General features: G+C 43.9%; 12 protein-coding genes. 11 read left to right on the top strand and 1 reads right to left on the bottom strand.

Annotation, left to right across the window (positions count from 1 at the left end; genetic code table 11):
- Positions 1 to 12: 12 nt before the first annotated feature.
- From AU377_RS05665 to AU377_RS05690, 6 genes are all read left to right on the top strand, one after another.
- Complete coding sequence (locus AU377_RS05665; protein ID WP_067405435.1) at positions 13 to 1149, top strand: acyl-CoA dehydrogenase; 1137 nt, start codon at positions 13 to 15, stop codon at positions 1147 to 1149.
- A gap of 24 nt (positions 1150 to 1173) precedes the next feature.
- A complete protein-coding gene (locus tag AU377_RS05670; RefSeq protein ID WP_067405437.1) occupies positions 1174 to 2313 on the top strand; it encodes an acyl-CoA dehydrogenase in 1140 nt (379 codons plus the stop codon).
- A 14-nt stretch (positions 2314 to 2327) separates the two neighbouring features.
- Entirely contained in the window at positions 2328 to 2945 is a 618-nt protein-coding gene (locus tag AU377_RS05675; RefSeq protein WP_067405440.1) for a TetR/AcrR family transcriptional regulator, read from the top strand.
- A 37-nt stretch (positions 2946 to 2982) separates the two neighbouring features.
- Entirely contained in the window at positions 2983 to 6240 is a 3258-nt protein-coding gene (gene icmF, locus AU377_RS05680) for a fused isobutyryl-CoA mutase/GTPase IcmF (RefSeq protein WP_067405443.1), read from the top strand.
- A 391-nt stretch (positions 6241 to 6631) separates the two neighbouring features.
- Positions 6632 to 7186, top strand: a complete 555-nt coding sequence (gene rpoE / locus AU377_RS05685) for a DNA-directed RNA polymerase subunit delta (RefSeq protein ID WP_368664421.1) — start codon at positions 6632 to 6634, stop codon at positions 7184 to 7186.
- 161 nt (positions 7187 to 7347) lie between these two features.
- Positions 7348 to 8946, top strand: a complete 1599-nt coding sequence (locus AU377_RS05690; protein WP_067405445.1) for a CTP synthase — start codon at positions 7348 to 7350, stop codon at positions 8944 to 8946.
- Between the two features lie 55 nt (positions 8947 to 9001).
- On the opposite strand, the gene AU377_RS05695 is transcribed toward AU377_RS05690, so the two are convergent.
- The gene (locus AU377_RS05695; protein ID WP_253724394.1) at positions 9002 to 9517 is read right to left on the bottom strand and encodes a DUF2529 family protein; all 516 of its coding nucleotides are present in this window, start codon (positions 9515 to 9517) and stop codon (positions 9002 to 9004) included.
- Positions 9518 to 9737: 220 nt separating this feature from the next.
- Between AU377_RS05695 and AU377_RS05700 the strand changes: the two genes are divergently transcribed.
- From AU377_RS05700 to glpX, 5 genes are all read left to right on the top strand, one after another.
- Entirely contained in the window at positions 9738 to 10115 is a 378-nt protein-coding gene (locus AU377_RS05700) for a response regulator (protein WP_067405450.1), read from the top strand.
- A 101-nt stretch (positions 10116 to 10216) separates the two neighbouring features.
- Entirely contained in the window at positions 10217 to 11074 is an 858-nt protein-coding gene (locus AU377_RS05705; RefSeq protein ID WP_067405452.1) for a class II fructose-bisphosphate aldolase, read from the top strand.
- 134 nt (positions 11075 to 11208) lie between these two features.
- Complete coding sequence (gene fsa / locus AU377_RS05710) at positions 11209 to 11856, top strand: fructose-6-phosphate aldolase (RefSeq protein ID WP_067405454.1); 648 nt, start codon at positions 11209 to 11211, stop codon at positions 11854 to 11856.
- Between the two features lie 19 nt (positions 11857 to 11875).
- On the top strand, positions 11876 to 13153 hold the full coding sequence (locus tag AU377_RS05715) for a UDP-N-acetylglucosamine 1-carboxyvinyltransferase (protein ID WP_067405456.1): 1278 nt from the start codon (positions 11876 to 11878) through the stop codon (positions 13151 to 13153).
- Between the two features lie 86 nt (positions 13154 to 13239).
- Positions 13240 to 14205 (top strand): class II fructose-bisphosphatase, encoded by a 966-nt coding sequence (gene glpX / locus AU377_RS05720; RefSeq protein ID WP_067405457.1) that lies wholly within the window; start codon positions 13240 to 13242, stop codon positions 14203 to 14205.
- The last annotated feature ends 43 nt before the right edge of the window (positions 14206 to 14248 follow it).

Here is a 14248-nt window from a genome sequence, read left to right on the forward strand (position 1 = left end):
GGGGAGTCCGTAATGAATTTCCAATTCACCGAAGAACAACAGATGATGCGCGATATGGTGCGCAATTTTGCAAAGATGGAAATTGAACCATTTATTCCTCGGATGGAGGCTGGGGAATTTCCTCGTGAGGTATTAAAGAAAATGGGTGCACTGGGTCTCATGGGGATCACAGTACCGGAACAATATGGCGGGGCAGGAATGGATTTTGTGTCGTATGTTAGCGCGATTCAAGAGCTGTCAAAAGTAAGTGCTGTGATCGGTGTGATTCTTTCTGTGCATACATCTGTCGGCACCAATCCAATTATGTACTTTGGAAATGATGAGCAAAAGCAAAGGTATTTGCCAAAAATGGCATCGGGGGAATATCTAGGCGCATTTTGTCTCACGGAAGCTTCTTCGGGATCGGATGCCGGAGCTTTAAAAACGCGTGCTGTGAAAAAAGAGGATCATTATGTGTTAAATGGCTCTAAAATGTTCATTACAAACGGCGGTGAGGCGGATGTTTACATCGTCTTTGCAGCTACAGATCCGTCTAAGGGAACGTACGGAATTACTGCCTTTATCGTAGACAAGGACACGTCGGGGCTAGTCATTGGTAAAGACGAACAAAAAATGGGACTGCATGGTTCAAGGACGGTTGAATTGTCGTTCGACAATATGAAAGTACCTGTTAACAATCGGCTTGGCAATGAAGGGGAAGGTTTCAAAATCGCCATGGCGAATCTGGACGTGGGACGAATTGGCATCGCAGCCCAAGCGCTTGGCATTGCGGAAGCGGCGCTTGAGGCCGCAACAAACTATGCGAAACAGCGCATTCAGTTTGGAAAGCCGATCGCAGCGCAGCAAGGGATCGGATTCAAACTTGCGGATATGGCGACCACTACGGAGGCAGCACGGCTGCTTGTCTACCGAGCGGCAGCGTTGCGCGCGGACAATTTGCCTTGCGGGAAAGAGGCATCCATGGCAAAGCTTTTCACGGCCCAAGCGGCAGTTGATAATGCCATCGAAGCGGTTCAAATATTCGGCGGTTATGGCTATACCGAAGACTACCCAGTCGAACGCTATTTCCGCGATGCAAAAGTGACGCAAATTTACGAAGGAACAAGTGAAATTCAACGGATCGTCGTAAGCAAGCATCTACTAAAATAACCGGCATAATGGGGTGTGAGAAATATGAACTTCAAACTATCGGAAGAGCATGAAATGATTCGGAAAATGGTACGGGATTTTGCGGAAAATGAAATTGCGCCGACAGCTGCTGAAAGAGATGAAGAAGAACGGTTTGACATGGAGATCTTTAAGCAAATGGCAGAACTTGGATTAACGGGCATTCCTTGGCCGGAAGAGTACGGCGGAATTGGCAGCGACTATTTGGCGTATGTCATTGCGGTGGAGGAATTATCGAGAGTCTGTGCTTCGACGGGTGTGACGCTTTCCGCGCATACATCTTTAGCAGGTTGGCCAATTTTCGCGTATGGGACGGAGGAGCAAAAACAAAAGTATTTACGCCCAATGGCAGAAGGTACAAAAATGGGTGCTTACGGTTTAACAGAGTCAGGTTCGGGATCCGATGCGGGCGGTATGAAAACGACAGCGAAGCTAGATGGCGATCATTATGTGTTGAATGGTTCTAAAATCTTTATTACAAATGGTGGTTTCGCCGATATTTACATCGTATTTGCGGTGACAGATCCAGAATCCAAGCATAAAGGAACAAGTGCTTTTATTATCGAAAAAGACTTCCCGGGCTTTTCAGTCGGAAAAAAGGAAAGGAAACTCGGGATTCGCTCCTCACCTACAACGGAAATATTGTTCGAAAACTGCCGCGTTCCAAAAGAAAATTTACTAGGAGCTGAAGGTGAAGGATTTATCATTGCGATGAAAACGTTAGACGGCGGGCGTAATGGGATTGCCGCCCAGGCTGTCGGCATCGCACAAGGAGCGCTGGATGCCTCTATTGACTATGCCAAAGAGCGGGTACAATTCGGTAAACCAATTGCGGCCAACCAAGGAATTAGTTTTAAGCTGGCGGATATGGCAACTGGAATCGAGGCATCTCGTTTGCTTACTTATCAAGCGGCATGGCTGGAATCGAACGGATTACCGTATGGAAAAGCATCTGCCATGGCGAAGCTAATGGCCGGTGATACGGCTATGAAGGTGACGACCGAAGCGGTGCAAGTGTTCGGTGGATATGGCTATACAAAGGATTATCCAGTAGAACGTTATATGCGTGACGCGAAAATCACACAAATTTATGAAGGAACGCAGGAAATTCAACGTCTCGTCATCTCCCGTATGCTAACGAAATAACTCGGGGGGATTTTATGTCGATCAAACATACTGTGCAATCATCCGTTAAAGATGAAGGGTTGATTGAGAAAAGACGTGAACAAATGATTCAGGGTGCCGTAAAGCTCTTTAAAGAAAAAGGTTTTCATCGGGCTACGACACGTGAAATTGCCAAGGCGGCAGGCTTTAGTATTGGTACGTTATACGAATATATTCGTACAAAAGAAGACGTTTTGTATCTTGTTTGTGACAGTATTTACGATGAAGTGCTGCATCGCCTATCGGGAGTGTCCACCGAAAAAGGCACGATAGACGAGTTGCAAGCAGCCATTCGACAATATTTCGAGCTAATTGACCATATGGCGGATAAAATACTTGTCATGTATCAAGAGTCGAAATCATTACCAAAAGAGGCATTGCAATATGTATTGAAAAAGGAAATGGAAATGGTTTCTCTATTTGAATCGATCCTCCAGGCTTGTGTGCAAGCGGGAACAATCCAACTTTCGGAGAAGGAAATTCCGCTGGCTGCCCATCATATTGTCGTGCAAGGACAAATGTGGTCTTTTCGCAGATGGGCGCTGCGCGATCAGTATACGATTGAAGAATACATCCGTATTCAGACGGACCAGCTTTTAAGAGGGGTGTGCTAGATGAGGTTCTGGCACGGGGAGAAAGGGTGTTCAATCAATGGCAACGATAGAGATTTATAAACCTAAGCATCATATTCGATTTGTCACGGCTTCAAGTCTCTTCGACGGGCATGATGCATCCATCAACATCATGAGACGGATCTTGCAGTCGAGCGGTGCGGAAGTCATTCACCTCGGTCATAACCGCTCCGTTGAAGAAGTCGTCAATGCCGCCATTCAAGAAGACGTTCAAGGGATTGCGATTTCATCTTATCAAGGCGGGCATGTTGAGTATTTTAAGTATATGTATGACCTGCTTGAAGAAAAAGGGGCACCGCATATTCGGGTTTATGGCGGGGGCGGCGGGGTCATTCTACCAAAGGAAATTAAAGACCTGCATAACTATGGGATTGCATGGATTTTCTCACCGGAAGATGGACGGAAAATGGGGCTCCAGGGCATGATCAACCGCATGCTTGAAGAATGTGATTTCTTAACGAAAAAAGACAATGAATTGGCACTGCTTGAAAAAATCGGGACAGATCATCCTGAAGTGCTGGCTAATTTAATTACATTCGTCGAGGAAATGTATGGGCAAAACAATGAAGAGGCAACCGCACTTATTGAAAAAGCGAAAACACTTTCTAAAAACACGCCCATTTTAGGGATTACGGGAACAGGTGGAGCAGGAAAAAGCTCATTAACAGACGAGCTGATTCGTCGGTTTTTACATGAATTACCCGACAAAAAAGTAGCGATCTTGTCCATTGACCCAACGAAGCAAAAAACAGGCGGCGCATTGCTCGGAGATCGAATTCGAATGAATGCAATTTTTAACGAGCGGGTGTTTATGCGAAGTTTAGCAACCCGCGGCTCCCGTTCTGAATTGTCGAGCGCCATCCCAGACGTGCTGGACATTGTAAAGGCGGCCGGCTTCGACTTGATTGTTGTTGAAACGAGCGGCATTGGTCAAGGGGACGCTGCGATTGCGGAAATTTCCGATGTCTCGATGTACGTCATGACAAGTGAATTCGGAGCGCCAACGCAACTGGAAAAAATCGATATGATTGACTACGCAGACCTCATTGTGATCAATAAATTTGAGAAAAAAGGCTCAGAAGATGCGCTTCGTCAAGTGCAGAAGCAATACCAGCGAAGCCGCTTGTTATTTGACCAAGACCTCGATCGCATGCCAGTTTATGGGACAATCGCAAGCCAGTTCAATGACAAAGGAACAAATGCGCTTTTTGCGGCGATTGTTCATGTGTTGAATGAAAAATGTGCACTGAATTGGCAAACTTCCTATGCGCATTCGGTCAAAACACAGAAGGAAAATGTCATTATTCCGAATGACCGCCATCAATATTTACGTGAAATTACAACAACGATTCGCGACTATCATAAGAAGTCCGCGCAACAGGCAGAACTTGCAAGAAGATTGTTTCAGCTGGAAGGTGCGATCGAAGAAGTGAAAGAAAAAGCACCGAATGATGGACTCGCAGCTTCTTTACAATCATTGGCGGCCGGTGTTAAAGATGAACTGACGGCGGAGTCCAAGCGCATTCTAGCCAATTGGGAACAATTAAAAGAAGCTTATGCCGGTGATGAATTCGTTACGAAAATTCGCGGCAAAGAATTAAGAACGGCCTTAACAACGACAAGTTTATCAGGCTTGAAAATACCGAAAGTCGCCTTGCCGAAGTTCAAAGATTACGGCGAAATCCTTCGTTGGGTGTATCGTGAAAATGTTCCGGGATCCTTCCCTTACACAGCGGGTGTCTTTCCATTTAAGCGAGAAGGAGAAGATCCGAAACGACAATTTGCGGGAGAAGGGACACCGGAGCGAACCAATCGGAGATTCCACTATTTATCCAAAGATGACGATGCCAAGCGTCTATCAACCGCCTTCGATTCTGTTACTTTGTACGGGGAAGATCCGAACGAACGCCCGGATATTTTCGGGAAAATCGGTGAGTCGGGTGTGAATGTATGTACGCTCGATGATATGAAAAAATTGTATGCTGGTTTCGACTTATGTGCGCCATCGACTTCTGTTTCAATGACGATCAATGGTCCGGCACCGATCATATTGGCGATGTTTATGAATACAGCGATCGATCAGCAGGTGCGGCGGAAAGAAGAAGAGCTTGGGCGTTTGCTGACCATTGAAGAGTTCACAGCTGTGAAAGAAGCGACCCTTCAAGTTGTCCGTGGAACCGTACAAGCGGACATTCTAAAGGAAGACCAAGGACAAAACACATGCATCTTCTCAACGGAATTTGCACTTCGCATGATGGGAGATATCCAACAATACTTTATTGATCATCAAGTGCGGAACTACTATTCCGTTTCCATCTCGGGTTATCATATTGCCGAGGCGGGTGCGAATCCGATTTCCCAGCTTGCCTTTACTTTGTCTAATGGATTTACGTTTGTAGAATATTATTTAAGCCGGGGCATGCATATTGATGACTTTGCACCGAACTTATCATACTTTTTTTCAAATGGGCTTGATCCGGAATATACTGTGATCGGTCGGGTAGCACGGCGCATTTGGGCAGTCGCCATGCGTGAAAAATATGGTGCGAATGAACGAAGTCAAAAGTTGAAATATCATGTTCAAACGTCTGGACGAAGCTTGCACGCGCAGGAAATTGACTTTAATGATATTCGAACAACTTTACAAGCACTCATGGCGCTGCAAGACAACTGCAATTCTTTACACACGAATGCATATGACGAAGCAATTACAACACCGACTGAGGAATCTGTACGCCGCGCCATGGCGATTCAAATGATTATTACAAAAGAACATGGTTTGTCAAAAAATGAAAACCCGCTGCAAGGCGCTTTCATTATCGACGAACTGACCGATCTTGTGGAAGAAGCTGTTTTACAAGAGTTTGACCGATTGGACGATCGCGGCGGTGTGCTTGGTTCAATGGAGACCCAATACCAACGGGGCAAAATTCAAGAGGAATCTATGTACTATGAGATGAAGAAACATTCGGGGGAAATGCCGATTATCGGCGTGAATACGTATTTAAACCCGAATCCTGCGTCTTTGGAAGCGATCGATAATATGGAAATTGCCCGTGCTTCCAAAGAGGAGAAAGAATCCCAGATTATCAACTTGCGTAAATTCCAAGCAACTCATGCCGAACAATCGAAGGAAGCCTTGAAAAAATTAAAAGAAACGGCCATATCGGGTGGAAATGTCTTTGCAGAATTGATGGAAACGGTAAAAGTCGCAAGTCTCGGACAAATTACAAACGCATTATACGAAGTCGGTGGACAGTATCGACGCAATATGTAAGCAAACTGTGCATTGGGGAGGGCTCCTTGATGCACAGTTTTTTGTTTTTAGATTTTGTAAGGAATATGGTTATACTAATGTAAAGTTTATGTAGGAATTGGAATGGGCGGTACTATTGACTGTTATTTCCATGTATAATGTAAGGAATGAGTTGAAAGAGGTGTCGGCATTGAAATTTTATCATCATATCTTGATAATAGCGTTCCTTGCAGTTCTCACCTTTTTGCTTTACGATAACAACTTAGGTGCAATTCCATTTTTGCTAACGGCCATTTATCTTACTTTTATTTGTATCAAAGAACTAAAACACTTTAAAAAGAGTTAAAGATTGTGGCATATTCTGAATGGCATTGTATATAATGATAAGTATGCTTCTGTTTAGAGAAAGGACGTGCCTCTATTGAATATCCATGAAATGACAAAAGAACAGCTTGCGGAAGAGTCGATGATCGATATCGCTTTTGCAGTTTTAACGGAAAGACGCGAGTCACTTACATTACTAGAACTAATGGATGAAATCCGTAAACTAACAGGCTTAAGCGAGGCAGAAATGAAATCGAGGCTGCAACAATTTTATACAGATATGAATATTGATGGAAGATTTCTTGCAATCAATGACAACCGTTGGGGATTGCGTGAATGGTATCCTGTAGACCAGATTGAAGAAGAAACGGCTCCTGTTGTCCGGGTCCGTAAGAAGAAAAAGAAAAAACAAGTCGACGATGATGATGAAGACGAAGAAGAGGAAGAGGAAGATGAGTTATTCGACGACGAGTTCGACGAATTGCTCGATGAAGATGACGAAGAAGACGATGATGAAGATGAAGACGACGAAGAGATCGAAATCGAGGAGGATTTAATAGATCCAGACGACGAACTTGAAATCATTGACGATGAGGAAATGGACATTGAGGAAGACGATGATGAAGAGGACGAGCTTGAGTAATAATTGCTTGACTTCGCTCGCCTGAAAATATAAGATTTTATTGGGCTCCTTAAAAAGGATATGAACTCGTGAATATGCGCTCCTCCTGTAGACTAAACTACGGTCGAAGGGGCGCTTTTTTTGTTTTGCCAATGAGCGTAAAAAGGAACGGAGGATTTTTCATGACAAAATATATTTTTGTTACCGGTGGTGTCGTTTCGTCACTAGGTAAAGGGATTAACGCGGCATCTTTAGGCCGGCTATTAAAAAATCGAGGGCTACAAGTAACGATCCAGAAATTTGATCCTTATATTAACGTGGATCCGGGAACGATGAGTCCCTATCAACACGGTGAAGTTTTTGTAACGGAAGATGGTGCAGAAACAGATCTTGACCTTGGTCATTACGAACGCTTTATCGATATTAAGCTCAATAAGTATTCGAATGTCACAATGGGTAAAGTGTATTCCTCTGTCTTGAAAAAAGAGCGTCGCGGTGATTATAAAGGTGCAACAGTCCAGGTCATTCCGCATATTACGAATGAGATCAAAAATATGATTAAACGTGCAGGGAAAGAAACGAACGCAGATGTCGTCATTACAGAAATCGGCGGCAGTGTCGGAGATATTGAGTCATTGCCGTATCTTGAAGCGATCCGTCAAATGAAAATCGATCTCGGAAAAAGCGACGTCATGTATATCCATAATACGTTAATTCCGTATTTGCATGCGGCGGGTGAAATGAAAACAAAACCTACCCAGCACAGCGTGAAAGAATTGCGAAGCCTTGGCATTCAGCCGAATATAATCGTTGTTCGAAGCGAGTATCCAGTGCCGCAAGATATGAAAGACAAAATAGCGCTTTTCTGTAATATTAAACCAGAAGAAGTGATCGAGGCGCTCGATGCGGAAACATTATACGAAGTTCCTTTACGTTTGCATGAGCAAAAAATGGACAAGATTGTCGTTGACTTTTTAGAACTAGAAACGAGCGATCCGGATTTAACAGAAATTAAAGAGCTTGTAGGTCTAGTGAAATCCCTCTCCAAAAAAGTTCGCATTGCCCTCGTCGGGAAATATGTCGAACTTCCCGATGCTTATATTTCAGCAGTTGAAGCGATGCGACATGCGGGCTATGGCTTCGATGCGGATATTGAAATTAAGTGGATTAACTCGGAAGATGTGACAGCAGAAAATGCAGCAGCAATGCTTGAAGGTATGGATGGGATAGTTGTTCCAGGTGGGTTCGGAGATCGTGGTATTGAAGGGAAAATTGAAGCGATTCGCTACGCGCGTGAACGTAAAATCCCATTCTTCGGCATCAGTCTCGGTTTGCAATTAGCAACGATCGAATTCGCAAGAAATGTTATGGGGATTTCTAAGGCAAACTCAACAGAATTCGATCCCGAGACGGAAAATGCAATTATTGAAAACCATCCTGAATATAATGGCGATGGAGACATCGGCGTCTTGCGTCTCGGACTCCATCCATGTAAATTGAAAAGCGGTACAAAAGCAAGTGCTGCATATGGTGAAGAGCTTGTGTACGAACGTCATCGACACCGCTATGAGTTTAATAATGAATACCGCGAGCGATTTGAAGAGGCGGGCATGGTCGTTTCTGGCGCAAGTCCAGACGGATTACTCGTTGAAATTATGGAACTCGAGGACCATCCATTTTTCATAGGGGTACAGTTCCATCCAGAATTTGCTTCACGTCCAACAAAACCACAGCCGCTGTTCCGCGAATTTATCGGTGCAGCCTTGGCGATACAAAATTAAAATAAAAAGGTGCCAGGCAGGGACATCATTTTGTCCTTGTGCCTGGCACCTTTTTTTAGGAGTCCATTAATATCTCATCATAGGCCATCTTCACCGCTTCATAGATAAAAAGAGCAGCGAGTGCATGAGGCTGAACAATCCTTTCACCATCCACCCCTGGTAATAGCCCTCGCGTCAGGCCGGTAGATAGATAAGTATACGAAAAATCCGCTAGCGCATTTGAATCGTCAAGCTTTTCCGCAGCCAAAGCCGCAAAAGGGATAAAGTTTTCAGATAGTGAGCGAGCGAGCCTTAAAGCTTTTTCATCTTCTGAGGAACGTGTTAACAGCCAAACTCGATCCACTTTTTCAATGGGCATGCCATCTTCGTAACGGATCGCGCCTTTAAACGGTTCTATACCTTCTAGTGCTGTCATAACAACAGCTTCAAGCTCTCCGAAACCAGCAAAAACAACCCGCCCCTCGCCGACCGACGCTTGTGCTAGAAGTCGTGCTGTCTCTCCTATAGCTTCTTCGTTGTTGGATGCAATTCGTTGAAGGAGCCCTCCTATTTGTGTTGTTAGTATTTTCAAGAAAACCACCTCCATTTCATTATAAGAATAGGCATACTGGAAAGCAAAGAAGAACTTTTTGTAGAATACCTACTAAAATAGTACAATTTGTGGTAGAGTTTTACGTAGTTGTAATAGATTGTAGAAAAAAGAAGGAATAAGCAGCGTGCTTGTCTAATAGGGTTTAATGTAAAGGTACTTACAAAGGGGAATATGTGCCAAGGAGAAATGGGGTGGGTTCTTGAAAAGTCTATTAATAGTTGATGACCAATCGGGAATCAGGCTGTTACTTGATGAAGTTTTTCGTCGGGAGGGCTATAAAACAAAGCTTGCTTCGAATGGAATTGAAGCGATTAAATCCGTGGAAGAAGAGGTTCCGGACTGTGTGTTGCTTGATATGAAAATGCCCGGTCTCGATGGGATCGAAGTATTAAAAAGATTGAAAAGTGATAGGCCAGAGTTGCCAGTCATTATGATGACTGCATACGGGGAAATCGAACTAACAGATGATGCGTTGAAAATTGGTGCGGATAAATATTTTACAAAGCCATTTGATATATACGAAGTTCGAGATGCAGTCAATGAAATATTTGAAAGCTCACAGAGCAGGCAGTGGTAAACACTGTCTGTTTTTGTTATGATAAATGGGGTAAATATCTGGACGCAATTACGCCGTGGTGTAATTGAGTAAGAAGCTGAACTTCTGAAGGAGGAATAGCAATGGCACTTGTTTCAATGAAAGAAATGATGATTAAAGGAAAAAAAGAAGGTTATGCAATCGGACAGTTTAATCTGAATAATCTTGAATATACGCAAGCTATTTTACAAGCTGCACAAGAAGAACAATCTCCAGTAATTTTAGGGGTATCAGAAGGTGCGGGCCGCTATATGGGTGGTTTTACAACAGTTGTAAACATGGTAAAAGGTTTAATGCACGATTATCAAATTACAGTTCCAGTTGCTATTCACCTTGATCATGGTTCAAGCTTTGAAAAATGTAAAGAGGCGATTGATGCTGGCTTCACCTCCGTTATGATTGATGCTTCGTCAAAACCGCTTGCCGAAAATATTGAGATAACGAAGAAAGTTGTCGACTATGCACATCAACACGGTGTGTCCGTAGAAGCTGAATTAGGTGTCGTTGGCGGACAAGAAGATGATGTGATCGCAGACGGTGTTATTTATGCAGATCCGGCAGAGTGTAAGGAACTAGTTGAAAGAACAAATATTGATTGCTTAGCGCCAGCGCTCGGTTCGGTCCATGGCCCATATAAAGGTGAGCCGAACTTAGGATTTAAGGAAATGGAAGAGATTTCTAGCCAATCTGACTTACCTTTAGTACTTCATGGAGGTACAGGTATTCCGCTAAAAGATATTCAACGTGCAATTTCTTTAGGGACAGCGAAAATTAACGTTAATACAGAAAACCAAATCGAAGGAACAAAGGCAGTTCGTGCAATACTAGCTGCGGACGAGAATGTATACGATCCGCGCAAATATTTAGCGCCAATGCGCGATGCGATTAAGCAAGCAGTTATTGGTAAAATGCGCGAATTTGGCAGTTCACAAAAAGCATAACAATAGGCAATTGAATGAAAAAGTAAAGGAGAAACATTCTACAACTAGGATGTTCTCCTCTTTTTCCATATATATGATATAAAAATGAGGATTTTTAGTTTAATTTATTTAGTTCTATTTAGGAGGATTTTGGAATGAAATTTTTTATTGATACAGCAAACTTTGAAGAGATTAAAGAAGCACATAGCTGGGGCATTTTAGCGGGTGTAACGACAAATCCATCCCTCGTTGCAAAAGAAAATGTACCTTTCCATGACCGTTTACGCGAAATTTGTGCACTTGTTCCAGGTTCGGTAAGTGCAGAAGTAATTGCTCTTGATGCAGAAGGAATGATCGCAGAAGGACGTGAACTTGCGGCCATTGCACCTAATATTACAGTTAAATTGCCAATGACACCGGAAGGTCTAAAAGCTTGTTCTGTCTTTGCTGCAGAAGGGATCAAAACAAACGTAACTTTAATCTTCAGTGCGAACCAAGCGCTTCTCGCTGCACGTGCAGGTGCTACGTATGTTTCTCCATTCCTTGGCAGACTTGATGATATTGGTCAAGATGGCATGTCGCTCATCAGTACAATTGCAGACATCTTTACGATCCACGATATGAAAACAGAAATTATTGCTGCGTCGATCCGAGGACCTCAACATGTAACAGATGCTGCGCTAAGTGGTGCGCATATTGCAACAACGCCATTTGGTGTGTTGAAACAGATGTTTAATCATCCACTGACAGATAAAGGGATCGAAGCGTTTTTGAATGACTGGGAAGCAAGGAAAAATAAGTAACATGTCAAAGGAGAAGATGATGGACGTTTACAAAATTAGAGGAGGTAATCGTCTTCAAGGGACGATTAAAGTGAGCGGTGCGAAAAACAGTGCAGTTGCCTTAATTCCAGCTTCAATCCTCGCTAATTCTCCTGTAACAATTGAGGGATTGCCTGAGATTTCCGATGTTCTGACATTACAGAGTTTATTGGAGGAAATCGGCGGGATAGTAAATTTCCATGAAGGAACAATGACGATCGATCCAAGTGAAATGATTGCGATGCCTCTTCCGAATGGTGACGTCAAGAAATTACGGGCGTCTTATTACTTAATGGGTGCAATGCTTGGGAAATTTAAAAAAGCCGTCATTGGCTTACCAGGTGGCTGTCATTTAGGGCCTAGACCAATTGACCAACATATTAAAGGCTTTGAAGCACTCGGTGCAAAAGTAACGAACGAGCATGGTGCCATCTATTTACGGGCAGATGAACTGCGCGGTGCGAAAATTTACTTGGACGTTGTCAGTGTTGGGGCGACAATTAATATTATGTTGGCGGCCGTCCTTGCAAAAGGTCAGACGATCATTGAAAATGCAGCAAAAGAGCCGGAGATTATTGATGTGGCAACGCTGCTTACGAATATGGGCGCAAAAATTAAAGGTGCAGGAACAAACGTCATTCGAATTGACGGTGTCGATGAGCTGCATGGCACTAACCATACAATTATACCTGATCGGATCGAAGCGGGAACGTTTATGATCATGGCGGCAGTCGCGGGGAATGGCGTAATTATTGACAATGTCATTCCATTCCACGTAGAAGCATTAACTGCCAAGCTCCGAGAAATGGGCGTTAATGTTGTTGAAGGAGAAGAGCAAATCTATATTCCGAAAACTGACAAGCTTCATGCAGTTGACGTTAAGACACTTGTCTATCCGGGCTTTCCGACTGATCTGCAGCAGCCTTTCTCGGTCTTATTGACACAAGCTGCCGGCTCTTCAATCATTACCGATACAGTTTATTCTGCTCGATTCAAACAGATCGATGAACTTCGGAGAATGAATGCGGATGGGCGAGTGGAAGGACGCTCAGTCATTTTAACAGGACCTACGCCACTGCAAGCCGCAACAGTTCGTGCAACTGATTTGCGTGCGGGTGCTGCGTTAGTCATTGCTGGTTTAATCGCAGAAGGAGAAACAGAAGTGCAAGAAATTCAACATATCGAACGCGGCTATAGTTCTCTCATCCAAAAACTGCGCGGCATTGGCGCAGACATCTCCAAAGTACCAGTTCCGGAAAAAGCAGCAGTGAATAAATAATTGATAAACAGTTCTATGCAATTATGTTATACTAATGATGAATAGTACAACCTATAATGGTTGAGCCGTAAAAACGGGGGGATAGCATGGAACGCAGTTTATCGATGGAATTAGTTCGCGTGACAGAGGCGGCCGCGGTTTCCGCTGCACGCTGGATGGGGCGCGGTTTGAAAAATGAAGCGGATGATGCTGCAACGACAGCAATGCGCACCGTCTTTGACACCATTCCAATGCAAGGCACAGTTGTCATTGGGGAAGGTGAAATGGATGAAGCGCCGATGCTTTATATTGGTGAACAGCTCGGATTGGGACAAGGACCTTACGTAGATGTGGCTGTTGATCCATTAGAAGGTACGAATATCGTTGCTTCAGGTGGCTGGAATGCCCTAGCAGTCCTTGCGATTGCAGATAAAGGAAATCTTTTGCATGCGCCTGATATGTATATGAATAAGATAGCAGTAGGCCCGGAAGCGGTAGGTAAAATTGATATAGACGCTTCTATTACGGACAACTTAATTGCGGTGGCAAAAGCAAAAAACAAAGATATAGGTGATGTGGTCGCAACGATTTTAAATCGTGAGCGTCATGCGCAAATGATTGAAGAAATACGAGCAGCCGGTGCACGCATCAAGTTAATTAATGATGGTGATGTTGCGGGAGCCATTAATACGGCTTTTGACGAAACTGGCGTCGACATTCTGTTTGGTTTAGGCGGTGCACCTGAAGGCGTTATTGCGGCAGTCGGGCTAAAATGTCTCGGCGGTGAAATTCAAGGTCGTCTTGTGCCTTCCAACGAGGCAGAAAAAGTGCGTTGTGAAAAAATGGGCATCGACGTTCAAAAGGTGTTGCGAATGGAAGATCTTGTAAAAGGCGATGATGCGATTTTTGCAGCGACCGGAGTAACAGACGGTGAGCTTCTTCGTGGCGTTCAATTTAAAGGTGCATATAGCGAGACACATTCACTCGTGATGCGCTCCAAGTCAGGAACAATCCGTTTTGTAGAAGGCCGTCACAGCATGAAGAAAAAACCTTTGCTCGTTATGCAAGACTGAGTGACCTCCATGCCCGGCGACAGCCGGGCATCCTTCAATTATA

This window comes from Sporosarcina sp. HYO08 (assembly GCF_001563475.1).
In the GTDB taxonomy this organism is placed as follows: domain Bacteria; phylum Bacillota; class Bacilli; order Bacillales_A; family Planococcaceae; genus Sporosarcina.